This is a genomic window from Klebsiella sp. CN_Kp073 (genome assembly GCF_040065495.2).
Taxonomy (GTDB): Bacteria; Pseudomonadota; Gammaproteobacteria; order Enterobacterales; family Enterobacteriaceae; genus Klebsiella; species Klebsiella aerogenes.
Genome location: NZ_CM198051.1, coordinates 4,465,735 through 4,487,535, shown reverse-complemented (window position 1 = coordinate 4,487,535; position 21,801 = coordinate 4,465,735). Strand labels below are relative to the sequence as shown.

Below are 21,801 nucleotides of genomic sequence, written 5' to 3'. Positions count from 1 at the left end.
GATGGTCAAAGTATACGCCCCGGCTTCCAGTGCCAATATGAGCGTCGGTTTTGATGTGCTGGGAGCCGCGGTGACGCCGGTTGACGGCACCTTGCTGGGGGATAACGTCTCGGTAGAGACGGCGGCGGAGTTTAGCCTACGTAATGTAGGCCGCTTCGCCGGCAAATTACCGTCGGCGCCGCAGGAAAATATCGTTTATCAATGCTGGGAAGCCTTTTGCCGCGAGATCGGTAAAACGGTTCCGGTGGCGATGACCCTGGAAAAAAATATGCCGATCGGCTCGGGCCTTGGCTCCAGCGCTTGTTCGGTGGTCGCCGCGCTGGTGGCAATGAATGAGTTTTGTGGTAAGCCGCTGAATGAAACCCGAATGCTGGCGCTGATGGGCGAGATGGAAGGGCGCATCTCCGGCAGCGTTCACTATGATAACGTGGCACCGTGCTACCTTGGCGGTATGCAACTGATGATCGAAGAAAATGGCATCATCAGCCAACAGATCCCGGGTTTTGATGAATGGTTGTGGGTGCTGGCCTATCCGGGGATTAAGGTCTCTACCGCCGAAGCGCGTGCGATTCTTCCGGCGCAGTATCGCCGCCAGGACTGTATCGCCCACGGTCGTCACCTTGCAGGGTTTATTCACGCCTGCTATAGCCGTCAGCCGCAGCTGGCGGCAAAGTTAATGAAAGATGTTATCGCCGAACCGTACCGTACCAAACTGCTGCCGGGCTTCAGTGAAGCGCGTCAGGCGGCGATGGAGATCGGCGCGCAGGCTTGCGGTATTTCCGGCTCCGGCCCGACGCTGTTCGCGTTGTGCGATAAACCGGACACCGCGCAGCGCGTCGCCGACTGGCTGGCCGCGCATTATCTGCAAAATCAGGAAGGCTTCGTTCATATTTGCCGGCTGGACACGGCGGGCGCTCGAGTAGTGGGATAAGTGATGAAACTGTATAACTTAAAAGATCATAACGAACAGGTCAGCTTCGCGCAGGCCGTGACGCAAGGGCTTGGCAAACAACAGGGGCTGTTCTTTCCGCACGATCTGCCGGAATTCAACCTGACCGAAATCGACGAAATGCTGGAACAGGATTTCGTGAACCGCAGCGCGAAAATCCTGTCGGCCTTTATTGGCGACGAGATCCCGCAGAATGAACTACAGGCCCGCGTTGCCGCGGCGTTCGCCTTCCCGGCGCCGGTAAGTCAAGTACAGGATGATATCGGCTGCCTGGAACTGTTCCACGGTCCGACGCTGGCGTTTAAAGACTTTGGCGGCCGCTTTATGGCCCAGATGCTGACGCATATCGCAGGCGATAAGCCGGTGACGATTCTGACCGCTACCTCCGGCGACACCGGCGCGGCCGTGGCGCACGCTTTCTACGGCCTGCCGAACGTCAAAGTGGTTATCCTCTATCCGCGCGGTAAGATCAGCCCGCTGCAGGAGAAGCTGTTCTGTACCCTGGGCGGCAATATCGAAACCGTGGCGATTGACGGCGACTTCGACGCCTGCCAGGCGCTGGTTAAGCAGGCGTTTGACGATGAAGAGCTGAAGGTGGCGCTCGGCCTCAACTCCGCCAACTCGATTAACATCAGCCGCCTGCTGGCGCAGATCTGCTACTACTTCGAGGCGGTCGCGCAGCTGCCGCAGGAAGCCCGCAATCAGCTGGTGGTGTCGGTGCCAAGCGGCAACTTCGGCGATCTTACTGCCGGCCTGCTGGCGAAATCGCTGGGGCTGCCGATTAAGCGTTTTATTGCCGCGACCAACGCCAATGACACCGTGCCGCGCTTCCTGCAGGATGGCAACTGGGCGCCGAAGGCGACGCAGGCGACCCTGTCTAACGCGATGGACGTCAGCCAACCGAACAACTGGCCGCGCGTGGAGGAGTTATTCCGCCGTAAAATATGGCGTCTGAATGAACTGGGTTATGCTGCGGTGGATGATGAAACCACTAAAGCGACCATGCGTGAATTGAAAGCCATCGGCTATACCTCGGAACCGCATGCGGCGATTGCCTATCGCGCATTGCGCGACCAGCTGCAGCCGGGAGAGTACGGGTTATTCCTCGGAACGGCGCATCCGGCTAAATTCAAAGAGAGCGTAGAAGAGATCCTACAGGAGACGTTGCCGCTGCCGAAAGAACTGGCCGACCGCGCCGACCTGCCGCTGCTCTCGCACAATCTCCCAGCCGACTTCGCCGCGCTGCGTAAGCTGATGATGGGCTAGCATTGCCATTCCGCTGTTCGTTAAACCGGGCTCCGCGCCCGGTTTTTTTACGCCCGAAAATGGAGAGATTGTGTAAAACTGACCAATAAATGCGGAAGAGCATAAATTCAGATTGCGGAGAATAAACAGGGTAGTTGTGCAGGGTTAATATTTTGTTATCGACCCATAATGGGGGCGAATAGAAGGGGTTGCTTATGACAATGCTGAAACCTGTTTTGCTGGCGCTTTCTCTGCTGCTGGTCGCTCCTGCGTTGGTTCATGCAGATGAAATTACCCTGATCCCGGCGGTGAAGCTGCAAATCGGCGACCGTGATGATTATGGACGCTACTGGGACGGCGATCGCTGGCGCGATCATGACTGGTGGGCGAGCCATTATGACTGGCGTGACGACCGCTGGCGTCCGCATGATGATTATCGCCGCCACGATCGCGATGACGATGACGATCAAGGCCATCATGGTCATGGCTACGAGCGGCATCACCACGACGACTAATCGTTCCGCCCCCGGCGCCATACCGGGGGCATTCAGGCTTACTGCTCGTGGCGTTTAAACACCAGTTCGCCGTTCTCCGATGCCTGCGCATCAAAGAAATAACCTTCGCTATCAAACTCCTGCAGTTGATCCGGACGGGTTAAACGGTTCTCTATGATAAAGCGGCTCATCAGGCCGCGCGCTTTTTTGGCATAGAAGCTGATCACCTTGAATTTGCCGTTTTTCTCATCGAGGAATACCGGCTTAATCAACTGTCCCTGCAATTTTTTCGGTTTTACCGATTTAAAATACTCATCGGACGCCAGGTTGATAACGGTATCGTCGCCCTGCGCCTGCAGCGCCTGATTGAGCTTATCGGTAATGACATCGCCCCAGAAATGATACAAATCTTTGCCCTGCGGATTTTCCAACTTGATGCCCATCTCCAGACGATAAGGCTGCATCAAATCCAGCGGACGCAACACGCCGTAAAGCCCGGATAGCATACGCAGATGCTGCTGGGCGAAATCGAAATCCGCTTCGCTAAAGGTTTCAGCCTGCAGGCCGGTATAAACGTCGCCTTTGAAGGCCAGAATCGCTTGACGGGCATTCTGCGGGGTAAAGTCCGGATGCCAGTCGTGAAAACGGGTGGCGTTGAGGTCGGCAAGCTTATCGCTGATGCTCATCAGCTTACCGATTTGCGGCGCCGTCAGCTTACGGGCGATACCGATAAGCTGTTGAGAATACTCCAGGAGTTCGGGCTGGGTATAGCGCGTCGTTGCCAGCGGGCTTTGATAATCGAGCGTTTTAGCAGGTGAAATCAGAATCAGCATATCCAGTCCTTGCAGGGAATTTCGACGAATTTTAACAAAAAAAGAGTACGGTGGGAGCGATTGCTGCGATTACCGCGCTATTCACGCGGTATCTCATCCCAGGCGCCTGGCGCCAGATGTTGCTGAATTTCCGGATAGCGAGCGGGATCGAAGACCGGCTGTACGCCGAGTTTACGCTGGCGCAGATAATCGCTGGCGAGGATCCGTACCGTTGGCGACAGCAGCAAAATCGCCGTTAAGTTAGTGATAGCCATCAGCGCCATAATAATATCCGCCAGCTGCCAGACCACCGGCAGGCTTACCAGAGTGCCTGCTAGTACCATGAATACGGTAATGACCCGGAGCGTCCAGATATGCAGCGGCTTATTGAGTCGCAGAAAGATCAGATTATTTTCGGCATAAATATAATTGGCGACAATCGAACTAAAAGCGAAAAGCAGTAGCACGGCAGCCACCAGACCAGGACCCCAACTGCCAATGAGATCGCCCATCGCGTGCTGCATGGTTTGAATCCCACTGACCACATTATCGCGGTTTTCGCGCGGCGCCAGCAGGATAATCACCGCGCTGGCGGTACAGATAACGATGGTATCAATAAAGACGCCAATCATCTGGACGATGCCTTGCGCCGCCGGATGCGGCGGCCATGAAGCCGCGGTAGCCGCCGCGTTTGGCGTGGAGCCCATCCCCGCTTCATTGGAAAACATCCCGCGCTGGAAACCGCCGGTAAGCGCCTGGCTAATGGTATAGCCCACCGCGCCCGCCGCCGCTTCTTGCCAGCCGAAAGCGCAGCGGAAGATGGTTTCAAAGACCGCGGGTAGGGCGGAGAAGTGCCAGAGGCCAATCAACAGGCTGGCGCCGACCCACAGCAGGGCCATCAGCGGGACAAACCACTGCATCAATCGCGCCACGCCGCGTAAACCGCGGACGATAATCAACAGCGTCGCGGCAGCCAGCGCGGCGCCGACGGCGGCCATCGGAAAATCGAAGGCATAGGCCATGGCGTGCGCCACCGAGTTGGCCTGCACGGTATTGAAAATCACCCCGTAGGCCAGCAGGAGCAGAATCGAGAAGACCACGCCCATCCAGCGCATCTCAAGGCCGCGAGCCATATACCACGCCGGGCCGCCGCGGAACTGGCCTGCGCTATCGCGCTCTTTGTACAATTGGGCAAGCGAGCATTCAGCGAAGCTACTGGCCATACCGAGTAGCGCGGAGACCCACATCCAGAACACCGCGCCGGGGCCGCCGGCGGCAATCGCTAACGCCACGCCCGCCAGATTTCCGCTGCCGACGCGCGCCGCCAGGCTGGTGCACAGCGCCTGAAAAGACGTTAAGCCGCCGGGCTGCGGGCGGAGGCTTTTTTTAAGGCTTTTGCCAAACTGACGAATATAACGGAACTGCACAAATTGCGTTCGCCAGGTGAACCAAATACCGGCGCCCAGTAATAGATAAATCATTACCGAGCCCCAGAGTATTTCATTGATAAACGAGAGAAAATCAGGCATTAAACGTCCTCTTGTCCATGCCGGCGCGCGGTGTAAGCGCTACCACTCCGGTGACAATCCTTTAGCATTCAGATAATTAATATGTCGAGTTTATCACACTCTGCGCTCTTGCATTGTCGGCGGTTGCGCTGACCCTATGGCGTGTTATCATCTTGGCAGACCGGTTACATCCCCTTAACTGCTGTTTAAGAGAAACACTATCATGACGGATAAATTGACTTCTCTGCGTCAGTACACCACTGTCGTAGCTGACACCGGAGATATCGCGGCAATGAAGCTGTATCAGCCTCAGGATGCCACCACCAACCCTTCTTTGATCCTCGGCGCGGCTCAGATCCCTGAGTACCGTAAGCTGATTGACGACGCTGTTGCCTGGGCTCGCAGCCAGAGCAGCGATCGCGCACAGCAGATTATCGATGCTTCCGACAAACTGGCGGTGAACATCGGTCTCGAAATCCTTAAACTGATCCCGGGCCGTATTTCTACCGAAGTTGATGCCCGTCTGTCCTACGACACCGATGCTTCCATCGCTAAAGCGAAACGCCTGATCAAACTGTATAACGATGCCGGTATCGGCAACGATCGTATCCTGATCAAACTGGCTTCGACCTGGCAGGGCATTCGCGCCGCCGAGCAGCTGGAAAAAGAAGGCATCAACTGTAACCTGACCCTGCTGTTCTCCTTCGCTCAGGCTCGGGCTTGCGCCGAAGCGGGCGTCTTCCTGATTTCTCCGTTTGTTGGCCGTATCCTCGACTGGTACAAAGCGAACACGGATAAGAAAGAGTACGCGCCGGCAGAAGATCCGGGCGTGGTTTCCGTTAGCGAAATCTACGAGTACTACAAGCAGCACGGCTATGAAACCGTGGTAATGGGCGCAAGCTTCCGTAACGTTGGCGAAATCCTTGAGCTGGCCGGCTGCGACCGTCTGACCATCGCCCCTGCGCTGCTGAAAGAGCTGGCGGAAAGCGAAGGCGCTATCGAACGTAAACTGGCGTTCAGCGGCGAAGTGAAAGCGCGTCCGGAACGCATTACTGAATCCCAGTTCCTGTGGCAGCACAACCAGGATCCGATGGCGGTAGACAAACTGGCGGAAGGTATCCGTAAGTTTGCCATCGACCAGGAAAAACTGGAAAAAATGATCGGCGACCTGCTGTAATCATCCCAGCGTGACCGGGCTGCCGGTCACGCTACTTCTTTTGAATCCTGTCTGTAATTCTCTCCAGCGTGTATCATTCCGCTTAATTGCACTATTTGAACGGAATGAATATGAATAAATTACGCATCGGCTTAGTTTCTATTTCTGACCGCGCCTCCAGCGGCGTTTACCAGGACAAAGGTATTCCTGCGTTGGAAGAGTGGCTGTCGCGTGCGCTGACAACGCCCTTTGAACTGCAGACTCGCCTGATTCCCGATGAACAGCCCATCATTGAACAGACGCTGTGCGAGTTGGTTGACGAGATGGGCTGTCATCTGGTGTTAACCACCGGCGGCACCGGCCCGGCGCGTCGTGATGTGACCCCGGACGCAACTTTAGCCATTGCCGATCGTGTGATGCCCGGTTTCGGTGAGCAAATGCGCCAGGTTAGCCTACACTTTGTGCCGACGGCTATCCTATCCCGGCAGGTTGGCGTCATCCGCAAGCAGGCGCTGATCCTCAACCTGCCAGGCCAGCCGAAAGCCATTCAGGAAACCCTCGAAGGGGTGAAAGACGCTGAAGGTAAAGTGCTGGTGCATGGTGTCTTTGCAAGTGTACCTTATTGTGTACAGTTGCTTGAGGGGCCGTATGTGGAGACGGAAGCGAGCGTTGTAGCAGCTTTTCGCCCGAAAAGCGCACGGCGTGAAACTTTATCCTGAATTTAATGCATTGCTGATATAACCTGTATTGCCGGTGGTGTGCTGTTTTATTTACGGTATAGTGTTTTTTACTTTACACATTGCGTAATATTACTGCGGACGAAACGTCAGTTATGTCACAACACACCCGAGCACTGAATCGACAAGATTATAAAACTCTGACGCTGGCCGCCCTCGGCGGGGCGCTGGAGTTTTATGACTTCATCATTTTTGTCTTCTTCGCCGCGGTCGTCGGCGAACTATTCTTCCCGGCGGATATCCCGGAATGGCTACGCCAGGTACAGACCTTCGGTATTTTTGCCGCGGGTTATCTGGCGCGCCCTCTTGGCGGCATTATCATGGCCCACTTTGGCGATCTGGTCGGGCGGAAGAAAATGTTCACCCTCAGTATTCTGCTGATGGCGCTGCCGACGCTGGCGATCGGCCTGCTGCCGACCTATGCCTCAATGGGCATCGTTGCGCCGCTGCTATTACTGCTCATGCGTATTTTACAAGGGGCGGCGATTGGCGGTGAAGTGCCGGGTGCCTGGGTCTTTGTAGCCGAACATGTCCCGGAAAAACGCATCGGTATCGCCTGCGGCACCCTGACCGCGGGGTTGACCGTTGGGATCCTGTTGGGATCGGTAGTGGCGACGCTTATCAACACCAGCATGACGCCGCAGGGTATCCACGACGGCGGCTGGCGTATTCCTTTCCTGCTGGGTGGCGTGTTCGGTCTGGTAGCCATGTACCTGCGTCGTTGGCTGCAGGAGACGCCGATATTTCTTGAGATGCAACAGCGCAAAGCGCTGGCGCAGGAGCTGCCGGTGAAGGCGGTGGCGCTCAAGCACCAGAAGGCCGTTATCGTTTCGATGCTACTCACCTGGCTGCTTTCCGCCGGGGTGGTAGTGGTGATCCTGATGTCGCCGGTGTGGCTGCAAAAACATTATGGCTTTGCGCCGGCGATTACCCTGCAGGCCAATAGCATCGCCACGATTATGCTGTGTATTGGCTGTTTACTCGCCGGTCTGGCGGCAGACCGATTCGGCGCCAGCCGCACTTTTATCGTCGGTAGCCTGCTGTTAGCGGCGGCCAGTTGGGCCTTTTACCACCTTTCCGGCGCCAGCCCGCAGCGGCTGTTCCTGCTGTATGGCACGGTTGGACTGTGTGTCGGCGTGGTGGGGGCGGTACCTTACGTAATGGTGCGCGCCTTCCCGGCGGAAGTGCGTTTTACCGGCATCTCGTTTTCCTACAATTTGTCATACGCCATTTTCGGCGGCCTGACGCCGATTGCCGTCACGATGCTGATGGGGGTTTCGCCGATGGCGCCGGCCTGGTACGTACTGGCGCTGTCGCTGATGGGGCTGGGTCTGGGTATTTGGCTGCGTCAGGGGTTGACGGCGCAGGCGGTTTTACCGCAAGGAGAACTGCAGCGTTAAATTTAACGCCGCCGCCCGCGTTGTGGGCGGCGGCAGGCCATTAGCGTGGCTCGCCAATCGGCAGGACGGTACGGCCGAACTGCTCGTTCAACACTTCACCCATCGCCAGGTAAATAGCGCTCGCGCCGCATACCAGGCCGATCCAGCCGGCAATTTTAACAATGCCTTCGTTATCAACCAGGTGGCCAATCGCCAGCAGCGCGAACAGCACCGTCAGGCTCAGGAACACGAACTGCAGCATGCGCGCGGCTTTCAGCGTGCCGAAGAACATGAACAACGTAAAGATACCCCACAGGCCAAGATACATGCCCAGGAAATGCGGATTCGGCGCATCAGCCAGGCCCATTTTCGGCATCAGGAGGATCGCGACCAACGTCAACCAGAAGGAGCCGTAGGACGTAAAAGCGGTTAAACCAAAGGTGTTGCCTTTTTTATACTCGAGCAGGCCGGCAAAAATTTGCGCAATGCCGCCGTAAAAAATGCCCATCGCCAGGATAGCTACATCGAATGCGAAAAGGCCGCTATTCGCCAGGTTAAGCAGAATAGTGGTCATGCCGAAACCCATAAGGCCCAGCGGTGCCGGATTAGCCAACTTAGTGTTGCCCATAATTCCTCAAAATAATGATTAGAAAGGGAAGCATTACCCCGCCACTTGCGGTGGGGCGCGGCATAATAATGAGGCGCGCAGAGGCTGTCTATGATCTGGCGGGGTATTTTTCAGCAATTTACCTTTCGCGGCGATAATGGCGAACTCTTTGGCGAACTCGTGCGATATCCAGTGAATATGTTCTTATTTACTATTTATTTTTTTGTATGGATTATGACGGCTATTTTGTCCGTCTGGCATGTTGTTCGCTCTCGCGCCTGCGCTCTGCCATAAAAATTTTTTTTGGCCTGCCCCTTGATGAAAACCAGCGCGACCCCATCTTGTAGTCAACCGCAGTGAAGAACCTGAAAAAAAATGATGTCAGGGTAGTTGAAACCGCACGTTTCGCCCTTATTACAGGTTCACAACCACATGTTGATCGAATTTTTAGTGGAGACGTTTAGATGGGTAAAATTATTGGTATCGACCTGGGTACTACCAACTCTTGTGTAGCGATTATGGATGGCACTACCGCTCGCGTGCTGGAGAACGCCGAAGGCGATCGCACCACGCCTTCTATCATTGCCTATACCCAGGATGGTGAAACTCTGGTTGGTCAGCCGGCTAAACGTCAGGCAGTGACAAACCCGCAAAACACCCTGTTTGCGATTAAACGCCTGATTGGTCGCCGCTTCCAGGATGAAGAAGTTCAGCGTGACGTTTCCATCATGCCGTACAAAATCGTTGCCGCAGATAATGGCGACGCATGGCTTGATGTGAAAGGCACCAAAACCGCGCCGCCGCAGATTTCTGCTGAAGTGCTGAAGAAAATGAAGAAAACCGCTGAAGATTACCTGGGTGAGCCGGTAACTGAAGCTGTTATCACCGTACCTGCGTACTTCAACGATGCTCAGCGTCAGGCAACCAAAGATGCCGGCCGTATCGCGGGTCTGGAAGTCAAACGTATCATCAACGAACCGACTGCCGCTGCGCTGGCATACGGTCTGGATAAAGAAGTCGGCAACCGTACTATCGCGGTATACGACCTCGGTGGTGGTACCTTCGATATTTCTATTATCGAAATCGACGAAGTTGACGGCGAAAAAACCTTCGAAGTTCTGGCAACCAATGGTGATACCCACCTGGGTGGTGAAGACTTCGATACTCGTCTGATCAACTACCTCGTTGACGAGTTTAAGAAAGAGCAGGGCATTGACCTGCGCAACGACCCGCTGGCGATGCAGCGTCTGAAAGAAGCTGCAGAAAAAGCGAAAATTGAGCTGTCTTCCGCTCAGCAGACCGACGTTAACCTGCCGTATATCACCGCAGACGCGACCGGTCCGAAACACATGAACATTAAAGTGACTCGCGCGAAACTGGAAAGCCTGGTTGAAGATCTGGTTAACCGTTCCATCGAGCCGCTGAAAGTTGCCCTCCAGGATGCCGGTCTGTCCGTTTCCGATATCAACGACGTGATCCTCGTTGGTGGTCAGACTCGTATGCCGATGGTGCAGAAGAAAGTTGCCGAGTTCTTTGGTAAAGAACCGCGTAAAGACGTTAACCCGGATGAAGCTGTGGCTATCGGCGCAGCGGTTCAGGGTGGTGTTCTGACTGGTGAAGTTAAAGACGTTCTGCTGCTGGACGTTACCCCGCTGTCGCTGGGTATCGAAACCATGGGCGGCGTGATGACCGCGCTTATCAGCAAAAACACCACTATCCCGACCAAGCACAGCCAGGTGTTCTCTACTGCGGAAGACAACCAGTCCGCGGTAACCATCCATGTGCTGCAGGGTGAGCGTAAACGCGCTTCTGATAACAAATCTCTGGGTCAGTTCAACCTGGATGGTATTAACCCAGCGCCGCGCGGTATGCCGCAGATCGAAGTAACCTTCGATATCGATGCTGACGGTATCCTGCACGTTTCCGCGAAAGATAAAAACAGCGGTAAAGAGCAGAAGATCACCATCAAGGCTTCTTCCGGTCTGAATGAAGAAGAAATTCAGAAAATGGTTCGCGAAGCGGAAGCTAACGCTGAATCTGACCGTAAGTTCGAAGAGCTGGTTCAGACCCGTAACCAGGGCGACCATCTGCTGCACAGCACCCGTAAGCAGGTTGAAGAAGCAGGCGACAAACTGCCGGCTGATGACAAAACTGCAATCGAGTCTGCGCTGACCGCGCTGGAAGCTTCCCTGAAAGGTGAAGATAAAGCGGACATCGAAGCGAAGATGCAGGCGCTGGCCCAGGCTTCCCAGAAGCTGATGGAAATCGCTCAGCAGCAGCATGCACAGCAGCAGGCTGGCGGTGCTGACGCTCAAGAGAACAGCGCGAAGGACGACGATGTTGTCGACGCTGAGTTCGAAGAAGTGAAAGACAAAAAATAATCGCCCTTTGAACGGGTAAAACACTGGCACGGGCGAAGAGGTTTCCTCTCCGCCCGTGCACGCATGTTAAGGGGCTGAAAAACACCAATGGCAAAGCAAGATTATTACGAGATTTTAGGCGTTTCCAAAACAGCGGAAGAGCGTGAAATCAAAAAGGCGTATAAGCGCCTGGCCATGAAGTATCACCCGGACCGTAACCAGGGTGACAAAGAGGCCGAAGCCAAATTTAAAGAAATCAAAGAAGCGTATGAAGTCCTGACTGATGCCCAGAAGCGTGCAGCCTACGATCAGTACGGCCACGCCGCGTTTGAACAAGGCGGCATGGGCGGCGGCGGTTTCGGCGGCGGCGCGGATTTCAGCGATATCTTTGGCGACGTGTTCGGCGATATCTTCGGCGGCGGTCGTGGCCGTCAACGCGCGGCGCGCGGCGCAGATCTACGTTACAACATGGAATTGACGCTGGAAGAAGCGGTCCGCGGCGTTACCAAAGAAATCCGCATTCCAACGTTGGAAGAGTGCGATGTCTGCCACGGCAGCGGCGCCAAATCCGGTACGCAGCCGCAGACCTGTCCAACCTGTCACGGTTCCGGTCAGGTCCAGATGCGTCAGGGCTTTTTTGCCGTTCAGCAAACCTGTCCACACTGTCAGGGACGCGGTACGCTGATTAAAGATCCGTGCAATAAATGTCACGGTCACGGTCGCGTTGAAAAAACCAAAACCTTGTCGGTGAAAATCCCGGCTGGCGTCGATACCGGCGATCGCATTCGTCTGGCTGGCGAAGGCGAAGCCGGCGAGCATGGCGCTCCGGCGGGCGATCTGTACGTTCAGGTTCAGGTCAAACAGCACGCGATCTTCGAGCGTGAGGGGAATAATCTGTACTGCGAAGTACCGATCAACTTCACCATGGCTGCGCTTGGCGGCGAGATTGAAGTACCGACGCTGGATGGCCGCGTTAACCTGAAAGTGCCTGGCGAAACGCAAACCGGCAAACTGTTCCGCATGCGCGGCAAGGGCGTTAAGTCCGTTCGCGGCGGTGCTCAGGGCGATCTGCTGTGTCGCGTGGTGGTTGAAACACCGGTCGGTCTTAACGATAAGCAGAAGCAATTGCTTAAAGAGCTGCAGGAAACTTTCGGTGGCCCGACGGGGGAGAAAAACAGTCCGCGTTCCAAAAGCTTCTTCGATGGCGTGAAAAAATTCTTTGATGATTTAACGCGTTAATTGCGTTTAATCACCTTATTAGCACAAGCCTGAACATTTTTGTTCAGGCTTTTTTCTATCCCAACTTCGGTCGCTGGCGGAAAACGCTATACTGCGTATAGCGAGTCAGGATTTGCTTTATTTTGAGTATTATCTATATTGCTTTTTTCGTTATTAGAGGCTGACAGTGGATGGGATCGAAAGGTGCCAATAAGGGCTTTGATTATAATTTAATCAAGGTTCTTGACGCTGTCATTTCGGCAGGTAATGCCGCGAAGGCGGCGAAAAAATTGGCCATTACACCTGCCGCGGTCTCTCTGGCATTAAGACGACTACAAAACTTCTATCACCAGGAGCTGTTTGTCAGAAGTAAAGATGGTTTACTGCCAACGGCGAAAGCGCTTGAGATCCACCATAGTTTTCGCCAGGCCATGTTGCTTGTCGATAATACCTTTCTGACAGAAAACAAGGATGATGATACCCGGATTACGATCCTTGGTAGCGACTTCATTGAAAGTTATTACCTTTCCCAACTGTACGGTAGCGCGCTTTTTGAACAGGGCGTTATCAATCATTTTTCATCCCGCAATATTAGCCGCGATAAAGCTAAAGAGCTTTTACTGACGGCGCAATGCGATTTATCGATCGGATCTGAGCCGCTGGTTGAGCCCGGGCTCGATAATCAAATGATTGATAGCTTCAGAAATTTCGTCTGTATTTGTGCCAAAAGTCACTTATTCAGCGAACTATCGCAGCTTTCTTTGCATCAGTTCTACTCTTCCCGCCATGCCATGTATCAACCCGGCATTTCCTCGCCTTCCATCATCACTGATAACGGATTATTTAAAGATGATGTTTATTATGACGGTTCACGTACCATGGGCTATTGCAGCGACTCTATCACCGGGCTGGTTGGCATGGTAGAAAGAACCGCGTTGATTGCGTTATTGCCTTTAAAGCTGGCGCTATTTTATAAAAATCAGCGTAAATACGATATAAATTTTATCCAACCGCCACCAGAGTTAATGTTCAAGTCCGTGCAGGTTTATGCTTCATGGAACAAAAATAGCAAAAATATATCAGCGATCAATGAAACGGTTTCCATGTTACATACGCTGTCATCATTCAGACGGTAAGTTCCATCATCTTACCGTCATTAAGATGATGTGGTTAGTCTTGATATTCTTTGATTACCTTTCCCCTATTGCGCCACTTACACTCCTGATGAATCTTTTTTAACTTTAGTGATGCAGGAGCGATTATGTCTATACCTAATCATTTAGAAACAACGGAAGTTGTATTACTGGAAGTAGAAATACTTCTAACCATTATTTCTATCGGCGCCTGGGGTGGATTCGTCAGTTTCCTTCTCCGTAAAAATAAGGAAGAGAGTAGCGAAGCGCATCAGGGAATTATGAACTGCCTGACCCAGGTGGTGATATCTTGTTTTACCAGTTTTCTCCTTAGCGCTCTCGCAATCGAAAAAGGATTTAGCTTTAATATGGTACTGTTAGCCGCAGGGTTAGGCGGCGTTTTTGCCGGTCCAATTTTAAAAATACTGGGCGAGAAAGTAAAAAATACGCTTGGTGGTACTAAGCTTAAGTAGTATTACTACGTAATAAAAGGCTCATCCTTGAGTCTTTTATTACCGATGCGCGCGCGTCAACTATGTCACCCGGTTTTTAATCCAGCCGTAAATGAACTCTTCATTTTGTCGATGCTTTTCGCCGATCTCCAGGTAATAAGCCCCCTGGCTGCAGTTCAGCGCTTTGACTAACACCTGTTCTCCTTCTTTACCTCGTCGCGTCAAATAGTCATTCAGCGCATTCAGGGTTAGCGGGCCGATGTTGCCATCTGTTTTTATATCCGGGTAGTATTGCTGCTCGCGATTCATCACGTTAAGCCAGCGCTGTAGCCACATGCAGGGATGGTGAGGACCAATATTCACCGCAGCGTCGCACAGCTCAAATGCTACCGACCAGGAGAGTTGCGATACCTGCTCGAAGCCGGGTTTGATCCAGTAATCGGTCTCCAGAATCGTATAGGCCTCATTGTGAGAAAGCTCGCTCATCTTTCCCTGATAACCGTGCGCTCGCGCCGTTGCTTCGGTGATACCCCAGTTAGTTTCTCCGCCTTTGTCCTTTGGATTGGCGCTATAGCCGCCTTCCAGCCCCAGGATCCCATCAATAATTGGATTCATTTTATTCTCCCTGAATTAATGAATGTGCATGTACATCATTGTACCTAGCGTGACGGAAAAGACGGTGGTGAGAGCCGCCAGGGTTTTACGGAAAAACTGCTTTCTGACTTTCGGTTTCCTGGATTCGACTTTCTCAATGGCGATGTCTTTGTTTACCTGCAGCCCCTGGCGCGGGATAGTGATGAAAAGATCGTTTATACCGAGTGCTTTGAGATCTCGTCTGATTAAATACAGTATCTGCGTTAGATTGGCATCATTCACAAAATGACTTCTGCTACCCCATAACTCATTGGCGATTTTCTGCCGTTCGATAATCTCCAGATGAGCGTTTTCAATAATGAAGCTAAGACATTTAGAACGCATTGCTGTCATTCGAATAACTTGCGAATTTGAGCTCGTTCTTAGTTCATATTTCTGTTCGTTGTAGATGCAGTTGTTATTGATGAGATAAGTTTTCATAACGTCTTCCTTTAGATTTGCACATCCTGATTGTCGTCGATGAATATATTGCACAAGAAATGGCTTAATCCATTTTTTGTCATCGGTTTTATTGTAGTGTTGTTTGTTGGGGAGACCTTTGTCACATAATCTCATGTAAGTTAAATGACAATTAATTACTACCTAAATCATACTTAATATGCTGTCTGTTTTTTACTCTTCAGGTGGGTTTGGTAGCCTGTTAGACCCGATGATGTTGGGCTGATGTTCCTCATCGATGTCTCAGTACGATAATTATCTGGCGTTGATGAATTACTGATGGTTTGTGATTAGCTAATTTTTAATGCGCAATGGATTATTGCTCTCGCAGAACGAACTGCGATAATTTTTAAACTTAAAAGGAAATTTAAAATGGCTACCAGCAAACTGATTAAAGGCGATACTCTTACCGAAACCAGCAACGCCGCTGATGGTTTTAATCCAGCAACTGAAGTCAGCAACTATAGCTATACTTCAGCGCGTGTCGCAAAGCCGGTCTATAACAAATATAAAGCAGCAACCACTAAGCCGAAGGTATTTGGCTATTATACCGACTGGTCTCAGTATGATGGTCGCCTGCAAGGAGACGACTCTAAAGATAACCGCGGTCGCGGCTACGACCTGACCAATATATCCCCGACTGCTTACGATAAAATCATCGTTGGCTTCGTCGGCGTAACCGGCTTCCATAAAGTGGATGGTCTGTATCGCGATGTGGTGGCCGAAGGGGCAGAGCAGTGCGGCAAAGTGAAGTACGAACCGACCTTCCTCGACCCGTGGGGCGACTTCCAGTCTTACGTCAACGTTGGACATAGCGTTAGCGGCTGGGACGTTGATCCGAAAACCGTAACCCAGGAGAACACCAAAGGCCTGCTCGGAGGTCTGCGTGACCTGCAGGCGAAAGCGAAACAGCAGGGCCACAACCTGGTACTGTCGATGAGCATCGGCGGCTGGACCATGAGCAACGGTTTCCATGAAACCGCAGCGTCTGATTCCGCCCGTAAAACCTTCGCCAAAGGCGTGGTGAAACTTTTCAAACAGTTCCCGATGTTCAGCGAAGTGGATATCGACTGGGAATATCCGAATGCCGAAGGCGCCGGTAACCCTTGCGGTCCGGAAGATGGCGAAAACTACGCCTTGCTGATTGGCGAACTGCGTAAACAACTCGATTCCGCCAACCTGAGCAATGTGAAAATCTCCATCGCCAGCTCCGCGGTCGTGAAGACGTTTGATTACTCCAACGTGAAAGCGCTGATGAAAGCGGGCTTGTACGGCATCAACCTGATGACCTATGACTTCTTCGGCACCCCGTGGGCGGAAACCGTTGCCCATCATACTAACCTGAATGCGCTGGAAGCGGGCGGTTGGGGGGTAAACACTATTGTGGAGCATCTGCTGTCCGAAGGTTTCCCGGCTGAAAATATCAACATCGGTTATGCCGGCTATACCCGTAATGGCCGTAACGTTGAGCTGGAGTCGCTGTCTCCGCTGAAAGGCACCTATAACCCGGGTAATGGCGATACCACCGGTACTTTCGAGTCCGGTACCAATGAATGGTATGACGTGATCTACAACTACCTGGATCTGGAAAACCAGAAGGGTCGTAACGGCTTCAACGTTTATACCGATCGGGTGGCTGACGCTGACTATTTGTATAACCCGGAATCCAAACTGTTTATGTCGCTGGATACTCCGCGCAGCGTCAAAGCCAAAGGCGAATATGCGGCAAAACTGGGTCTGGGCGGCATGTTCACCTGGACTATCGACCAGGACAACGGCGTGTTGCTGAATGCGGCTCGTGAAGGTCTGGGTTATGAAATTGAGTCTGAAACTATCGATATGGACCCGTTCTACTTCGAAGGCATCAATGTTGAAAAAGATGAATCTGAAGAAGACGATCAGAAAACGGACGTCAATCATGCGCCGAAAGCGGCTATTGAGCTGCTGGTTGTGGGCGGCTCTACCGTTCAGTTGTCCGGCGCCGGTTCTTCCGATGAAGATAAAGACGAGTTGACCTTTAGCTGGGGTGTGCCGTCTGAAATTAGCGTCGCGGATAAAACGGCGGAAGTGATTGAGTTCGTCGTGCCTGAGGTCAGCGCGAAAACGGCGTTCCAGTTCACCTTATTCGTTCGTGACTGCTACAACGAACCGTCCACTCAGCAGCGTTTTGTGTTGACTGCGGTTCCGGCTGCTGCCCAGGTTGAACCAAAACCGGCTGATGAAGAAGATGAAACCGACGTTATTCCGCTTCCTGACGAAGATACCAAACCGGCTGAAGATGACTCCTCTTCCGATGATGCGGCAGGCCAGGATGCGCCTCACGCGCTGTGGGATGCCAACACCGTGTACGGCGCAAGCTGGGGTACCTTCGAAACCGTGAGCTGGAAAGGTCACAACTACCAGGTGAAATGGTGGTCCCAGGGCGACCAGCCTGACCTGAACTGCGGTCAGAGCGGCGCATGGACTGACTTAGGCGCTTACTAATATTTCTGCGCTTAACGAGGTATGGGCTCCATGACAAAGCCCCGGTTTACCGGGGCTTTTTTCCACCAGGGAATGAGGAATCGAGTTGATGACCGTTGTAATTAAAAATAGCCGGATTGATGTGAATAGTTGGTATCAGAAAGTCACATTAACCTTCACAAACGAAAGTAACCGCCCGGTAGATCTGAACCAGGCTGCAATTAGCTTTACCGCCTCCGGGCATCCGGATCCGTGGGGAAATACAGGAGGTACGCTGAAAGGGGATCGTTCGCTAACGTTGCGTGATACCGCTCAGGGAAGCCTGGAATTCAATGAAATCATTATAAACAACAGCAGTGAGCTGCTGCTGCAGGCTGGGGAAAGCGGTACCCTATACTTTAGCCTGGCGGCCACCCAGGTACCGGTAAAATTATCTACCTTCACCCTGACTCTGGCGGCTTCCGATAGCGCAGATGAGGTTCAACCAGAACCTGAAGAACCGGCGGATGACACCGCTGATGAAGTTGAACCAGAACCTGAAATACCCGCAGATGATTCTGCTGATGAAGTTGAACCTGAAGCGCCCGCCGATGAGGCGATTACCGGCGCAGGACTGACCCTGGTTTCCGGGGAGGTGAAAGCCGCCAGCTGGTATCAACGCATAGCCCTGACGCTGACGAATCAGTATTCGCAGTCCGTCGATATTAATCAGTTGAAATTAGGCTTCACGGCGACAGCGCATCCCGATCCGTACAGCCCATTTAGCGGCACCATGATGGGTAACCAGGCGGTAACGCTAGCCAGCGACGGTGGCTGGCCGACAGAAAAAAATACCATCACAATCAATAATGACGGCGAGTATCTGTTGGCTGCTGGTAAATCGGCGGTACTGGAGTTTTATCTTTCGGCCACGCAAACGCCCGTCGTGCTGAGTGACCTGACGGCGACGCTGGCTCACGACCCTGGACGCCAGGGACAAATTATTCTGCAATTCCCGACGCAGGCGCAGAGCACCTCGCTGAAGCCGGAAATTGAGCTGCAATACTCTGATGGCCGCCAGCAGCGCTTTACCGGAGAGTGGGGCGCGACGCTGACCATTGGCGATCTGAGCGCCGGTAGCTACGTTATTACGGCACTGGAACTGTGTAACGATGAGATGAGAATTTCGCCCGTTACAGAATGCTATACGCTGGCGCTTGCTGCAGGTAATGCCGTTGAGCGCTGTCAGATTGCTTATCAACCGCCGGTAATTTTTGCCGCGATCGATCTGCTGCTGGCGGACGATGATCTGGCGGGCGCGGAAGTCGTTGTTGAGCTATGGTCGGAAGCAGGCGTGTGTGAAAGAACGCTGACGCTGATGGCGAATCAACCACAGCGCGTTACCCGGCTATTGGCCAATCATCAATATGCTATCTGTCTGCAGCCGACGACGATGAACAACCAGTTGCTCACCACCGCGGCGCAGGCCGCAACCATTGTGCCGAAGGTCGACACGACGGCGCAGGTTAACGTGGCATTACAAAAAACGCCCGTTGCGAGCGACAGCTTTGTTGAGGTCGCGGTGACGGTATTAGGCTTACCGCAGGGGACGGCCGCGCAGCGTTATCGTTTCTGCTGTGGCAGCTATCAGTATAGTTTCGTGCTGCAAAGCGACGCTCGCCAGCAGAAGCTGCCGCTGCGTTTGGCCGCCGGGGAATATAGCGTACAGGTAGCGGATGTGTATATTGCCGGTACGCCGTGGCGTTGCGACATCAGCTCGCCATTGCGTTTACTGCAAAGCGTTAATAGTGTCGCGCTTGAATTTGTCCAGGGCGTTCCGCTGCAGGTAAAAGGGTGGCCGAATTATCTGGCGCACGGCGGTGTGACGGTGAATGCGGCAGAGACGGTTGATTTGTATCGCAATGTGCCTTGCAGCGCGCTGTTTAAATATGATGGTTTTGATGGCGGCGGCGATCCGATCCCGGCGGCGGAAGTGGACAGCAATGGCGATGGTTTCCTGGATTATGCTTCGCTACCGATCCACAAAACGGTGCCGCTGGTTCGCCAGATCGAAGCCGAAGCGGGCCGCGCGGTAATGCCGGTAATGGTGGTCTATACCGCCAATGCCAGCGGCGGCAGCGCGGTATCGGATCTGCAGGATGAACAACGTTTACGCAATCACTTTGGTAACTTCATTACCCAGTGTCTGGCGGCACAATCCTGGAAAGATGAGCAGCATCCGGTTCCGGCAACCTTCGTCCTCAATCCGGATTTCCTTGGCGCTATGCAGCAGGAGCCTTATGGCTATACCGCGCTGCGGAAAGCCAATAGCGTGCAGGTGAATGTACAACTGGCGGCGGCGATTAACGCGCTCCCTGCGATTCCTGGTTTCAGCGCGCCGGCACTGCCGACCTTCAGCAACGATTTGTATGGCTACGTGCAGGCGATTAACTATATCGTTCGCCAGTTCGCGCCTGATATCGCTTTTGGTTGGCAGACTAACGTCTGGGCGACGGGCACGGCAGATTGGCTGCTGCGCGCCAATGCCGCACCGGTTGAACAAGGGGCGGCGATTGCTGAATTCATTAATGAATTGGGCGTGTACAGCGGCGACTATGCGCCAGACTTTATCGCATTTGATAAATTCGAACGCGACTGCTTCAGCCCGGATGCCTTAGCCCACTACGGTTGGAACGCCACCTGCTGGTTTAACTATCTGGGTATGGTGAAGGAGACGGCCAGAGCGTTGCAAAAACCAGCGATGTTGTGGCAGATCCCGGGCGGCCATATGCCGACAGTGGCTGAGGGGACCAGTAAAATCGCTGCGGCGCATTTTGCATCCGGCGGTACGTTCTTCATGGGGGATTCGCGGATTGGCAGCGATATCAACGCCATTACTCCGGCGTTGTTAAATACCGCGGTGAACAGCACGACGTATGGTGTTGCGACGGTAGGCGATTTTCTGCGCCGGGATGGCGGATACGATTGGAGCCAGATGCAGGCGTTAAATCTGCCGGACTATAACGTCTTTGCCGTGCTGTGGGGCGGCGGTTCTACAGTCAGTATCACTACCATTCATTCCAACGGTGAAGATGGCGGTTGGTTAGCGGAGAAAATGGCGGAGTACTACGCGGCCCCGCGCTATTTTAATTAATTGAGCTTTATTCCATGTAGCGTAAAGGCGGTGATTCAGCATAGGTACTATTCTGGATCGCTGCCTTTTCACTTTCTTGTTATATCATAAAAAATAATTTCATTTGTCATGAGCGGCTGATGTTAAAAATAATTAATGAGATTTTGAGAACTTTGTTGGTTATTTGTTTGAGTATTATCTTATTTGATAAATGATTGATTATTTGTGCTTTCATCATACATTTATACTATATTTAATATTTATTTATTATTAATTGCAGGCTAACGAATGTGTGTATATCTTTATTTCTCATATGATTATGGATATTTAATGAAGATATAATGAAATTAAATGGTTTCGAAAATGATAATGAGAATGCCTTGCACTCATATATTTTCTCTCAGCAGGCTAAACCTCATGCTGCGATTGATGCCTTATTTTCTGCACTTCTGCCATTTGGTAAGCCTTTCATCGTGCAGCCGGGTGAAGAATTTTCGCTGTATACCGAGCAGAGCAGCCGCATTGTGTTGCTGGAGTCCGGCATCTTCTCTATTTGTCGCAGCGACAGAGGGTTGAATGTGTTATCGGTTTTTGCTCCATCAATTGCAGGGCTGATTGATAGCTACGGCGTAACCTACGATGTTCCTACCCGCCCGGAACATTTTTTGATTGCTGAAACAGAATGCTGTGGTCGCGCGGTCCCGCTAGCGGATTTCATAAAGGTCACGGATGAGTGCAATCTTTGGCACGATGTCGCCCGTTTTCTCGCCTATCGTTTGATGGTGATGAACGTTCGCGATCGGGAACTGGTTGGCGTTGACTCTTATCTCAAGGTTCGTGCGTTATTAATCGAAATTGCCGCCTATAGCGACGAATATCGCCAGAGTATTAATGTTCTGAATTTTATTCAACGACGAACCGGAATATCGCGAAGTCGTACTATGAAGCTACTTTCTGAATTGCGCAAGGGCGGTTATATCAATATAGATGGCGGACGTTTGTTAGGGGTTAAGAAACTGCCTCTGGCCTACTAAAGACTGCATTAAATAACAGATTCAAAAAATTATTTCCTGGAAAAACATAT

18 protein-coding genes are annotated in these 21,801 nt (G+C 52.5%); 13 read left to right on the top strand and 5 right to left on the bottom strand.

Annotation, left to right across the window (positions count from 1 at the left end):
* The first annotated feature begins 1 nt into the window (after position 1).
* From thrB to ABLV66_RS21580, 3 genes are all read left to right on the top strand, one after another.
* Positions 2-931 (top strand): homoserine kinase, encoded by a 930-nt coding sequence (gene thrB / locus ABLV66_RS21590; RefSeq protein ID WP_045395879.1) that lies wholly within the window; start codon positions 2-4, stop codon positions 929-931.
* A 3-nt stretch (positions 932-934) separates the two neighbouring features.
* Positions 935-2,215 (top strand): threonine synthase, encoded by a 1,281-nt coding sequence (thrC, locus tag ABLV66_RS21585; RefSeq protein WP_047078008.1) that lies wholly within the window; start codon positions 935-937, stop codon positions 2,213-2,215.
* A 194-nt stretch (positions 2,216-2,409) separates the two neighbouring features.
* The gene (locus ABLV66_RS21580) at positions 2,410-2,709 is read left to right on the top strand and encodes a DUF2502 domain-containing protein (RefSeq protein WP_348876896.1); all 300 of its coding nucleotides are present in this window, start codon (positions 2,410-2,412) and stop codon (positions 2,707-2,709) included.
* 38 nt (positions 2,710-2,747) lie between these two features.
* Here the strand turns inward: ABLV66_RS21580 and yaaA are convergent, their stop codons facing one another.
* Positions 2,748-3,521 (bottom strand): peroxide stress protein YaaA, encoded by a 774-nt coding sequence (yaaA, locus tag ABLV66_RS21575; protein WP_047043922.1) that lies wholly within the window; start codon positions 3,519-3,521, stop codon positions 2,748-2,750.
* 77 nt (positions 3,522-3,598) lie between these two features.
* Positions 3,599-5,029, bottom strand: coding sequence for an alanine/glycine:cation symporter family protein (locus ABLV66_RS21570; RefSeq protein ID WP_315712571.1), 1,431 nt, complete (start codon positions 5,027-5,029; stop codon positions 3,599-3,601).
* A gap of 202 nt (positions 5,030-5,231) precedes the next feature.
* Here ABLV66_RS21570 and tal point away from each other — a divergent pair, with 202 nt between their 5' ends.
* From tal to ABLV66_RS21555, 3 genes are all read left to right on the top strand, one after another.
* On the top strand, positions 5,232-6,185 hold the full coding sequence (gene tal, locus ABLV66_RS21565; RefSeq protein ID WP_045395864.1) for a transaldolase: 954 nt from the start codon (positions 5,232-5,234) through the stop codon (positions 6,183-6,185).
* Between the two features lie 110 nt (positions 6,186-6,295).
* Entirely contained in the window at positions 6,296-6,883 is a 588-nt protein-coding gene (gene mog, locus ABLV66_RS21560; protein ID WP_047078005.1) for a molybdopterin adenylyltransferase, read from the top strand.
* 113 nt (positions 6,884-6,996) lie between these two features.
* Positions 6,997-8,301, top strand: coding sequence for an MFS transporter (locus ABLV66_RS21555; protein ID WP_045395857.1), 1,305 nt, complete (start codon positions 6,997-6,999; stop codon positions 8,299-8,301).
* 40 nt (positions 8,302-8,341) lie between these two features.
* Here the strand turns inward: ABLV66_RS21555 and satP are convergent, their stop codons facing one another.
* On the bottom strand, positions 8,342-8,908 hold the full coding sequence (gene satP / locus ABLV66_RS21550) for an acetate uptake transporter (RefSeq protein WP_045395854.1): 567 nt from the start codon (positions 8,906-8,908) through the stop codon (positions 8,342-8,344).
* Between the two features lie 443 nt (positions 8,909-9,351).
* On the opposite strand from satP, the gene dnaK reads away from it, so the two are divergent.
* From dnaK to ABLV66_RS21530, 4 genes are all read left to right on the top strand, one after another.
* On the top strand, positions 9,352-11,268 hold the full coding sequence (dnaK, locus tag ABLV66_RS21545) for a molecular chaperone DnaK (protein WP_045395850.1): 1,917 nt from the start codon (positions 9,352-9,354) through the stop codon (positions 11,266-11,268).
* A gap of 87 nt (positions 11,269-11,355) precedes the next feature.
* Positions 11,356-12,486, top strand: a complete 1,131-nt coding sequence (dnaJ, locus tag ABLV66_RS21540; protein WP_047078004.1) for a molecular chaperone DnaJ — start codon at positions 11,356-11,358, stop codon at positions 12,484-12,486.
* Positions 12,487-12,656: 170 nt separating this feature from the next.
* Positions 12,657-13,601 carry a LysR family transcriptional regulator gene (locus tag ABLV66_RS21535; RefSeq protein ID WP_047043928.1) on the top strand — a complete coding sequence of 315 codons (945 nt, stop codon included), beginning with the start codon at positions 12,657-12,659 and terminating at the stop codon, positions 13,599-13,601.
* Positions 13,602-13,726: 125 nt separating this feature from the next.
* Positions 13,727-14,071 carry a phage holin family protein gene (locus ABLV66_RS21530; protein WP_047078003.1) on the top strand — a complete coding sequence of 115 codons (345 nt, stop codon included), beginning with the start codon at positions 13,727-13,729 and terminating at the stop codon, positions 14,069-14,071.
* A gap of 60 nt (positions 14,072-14,131) precedes the next feature.
* Here the strand turns inward: ABLV66_RS21530 and ABLV66_RS21525 are convergent, their stop codons facing one another.
* Positions 14,132-14,665, bottom strand: coding sequence for a glycoside hydrolase family 108 protein (locus ABLV66_RS21525; RefSeq protein ID WP_047043932.1), 534 nt, complete (start codon positions 14,663-14,665; stop codon positions 14,132-14,134).
* A gap of 15 nt (positions 14,666-14,680) precedes the next feature.
* Positions 14,681-15,124 carry a winged helix-turn-helix domain-containing protein gene (locus ABLV66_RS21520; protein ID WP_047043934.1) on the bottom strand — a complete coding sequence of 148 codons (444 nt, stop codon included), beginning with the start codon at positions 15,122-15,124 and terminating at the stop codon, positions 14,681-14,683.
* 390 nt (positions 15,125-15,514) lie between these two features.
* Between ABLV66_RS21520 and ABLV66_RS21515 the strand changes: the two genes are divergently transcribed.
* The 3 genes from ABLV66_RS21515 to ABLV66_RS21505 all read left to right on the top strand — a co-directional run bounded on the left by ABLV66_RS21515 (position 15,515) and on the right by ABLV66_RS21505 (position 21,751).
* Positions 15,515-17,626: a glycoside hydrolase family 18 protein gene (locus ABLV66_RS21515; RefSeq protein ID WP_316423482.1), complete on the top strand. Its 2,112-nt coding sequence runs from the start codon at positions 15,515-15,517 to the stop codon at positions 17,624-17,626.
* 88 nt (positions 17,627-17,714) lie between these two features.
* Positions 17,715-20,738 (top strand): chitinase, encoded by a 3,024-nt coding sequence (locus ABLV66_RS21510; RefSeq protein WP_348876897.1) that lies wholly within the window; start codon positions 17,715-17,717, stop codon positions 20,736-20,738.
* A gap of 320 nt (positions 20,739-21,058) precedes the next feature.
* Positions 21,059-21,751: a winged helix-turn-helix transcriptional regulator gene (locus ABLV66_RS21505; protein ID WP_047043940.1), complete on the top strand. Its 693-nt coding sequence runs from the start codon at positions 21,059-21,061 to the stop codon at positions 21,749-21,751.
* The last annotated feature ends 50 nt before the right edge of the window (positions 21,752-21,801 follow it).

Coding starts and splice junctions, on each gene's coding strand:
- mog (WP_047078005.1), top strand. CDS start 6,296: ATGAATAAATTACGCATCGGCTTAGTTTCTATTTCTGACCGCGCCTCC.
- ABLV66_RS21520 (WP_047043934.1), bottom strand. CDS start 15,124: ATGAAAACTTATCTCATCAATAACAACTGCATCTACAACGAACAGAAA.
- ABLV66_RS21525 (WP_047043932.1), bottom strand. CDS start 14,665: ATGAATCCAATTATTGATGGGATCCTGGGGCTGGAAGGCGGCTATAGC.
- tal (WP_045395864.1), top strand. CDS start 5,232: ATGACGGATAAATTGACTTCTCTGCGTCAGTACACCACTGTCGTAGCT.
- ABLV66_RS21570 (WP_315712571.1), bottom strand. CDS start 5,029: ATGCCTGATTTTCTCTCGTTTATCAATGAAATACTCTGGGGCTCGGTA.
- satP (WP_045395854.1), bottom strand. CDS start 8,908: ATGGGCAACACTAAGTTGGCTAATCCGGCACCGCTGGGCCTTATGGGT.
- dnaJ (WP_047078004.1), top strand. CDS start 11,356: ATGGCAAAGCAAGATTATTACGAGATTTTAGGCGTTTCCAAAACAGCG.
- ABLV66_RS21580 (WP_348876896.1), top strand. CDS start 2,410: ATGACAATGCTGAAACCTGTTTTGCTGGCGCTTTCTCTGCTGCTGGTC.
- ABLV66_RS21515 (WP_316423482.1), top strand. CDS start 15,515: ATGGCTACCAGCAAACTGATTAAAGGCGATACTCTTACCGAAACCAGC.
- ABLV66_RS21530 (WP_047078003.1), top strand. CDS start 13,727: ATGTCTATACCTAATCATTTAGAAACAACGGAAGTTGTATTACTGGAA.
- dnaK (WP_045395850.1), top strand. CDS start 9,352: ATGGGTAAAATTATTGGTATCGACCTGGGTACTACCAACTCTTGTGTA.
- thrC (WP_047078008.1), top strand. CDS start 935: ATGAAACTGTATAACTTAAAAGATCATAACGAACAGGTCAGCTTCGCG.
- yaaA (WP_047043922.1), bottom strand. CDS start 3,521: ATGCTGATTCTGATTTCACCTGCTAAAACGCTCGATTATCAAAGCCCG.
- ABLV66_RS21510 (WP_348876897.1), top strand. CDS start 17,715: ATGACCGTTGTAATTAAAAATAGCCGGATTGATGTGAATAGTTGGTAT.
- ABLV66_RS21555 (WP_045395857.1), top strand. CDS start 6,997: ATGTCACAACACACCCGAGCACTGAATCGACAAGATTATAAAACTCTG.
- ABLV66_RS21505 (WP_047043940.1), top strand. CDS start 21,059: ATGAAATTAAATGGTTTCGAAAATGATAATGAGAATGCCTTGCACTCA.
- thrB (WP_045395879.1), top strand. CDS start 2: ATGGTCAAAGTATACGCCCCGGCTTCCAGTGCCAATATGAGCGTCGGT.
- ABLV66_RS21535 (WP_047043928.1), top strand. CDS start 12,657: ATGGGATCGAAAGGTGCCAATAAGGGCTTTGATTATAATTTAATCAAG.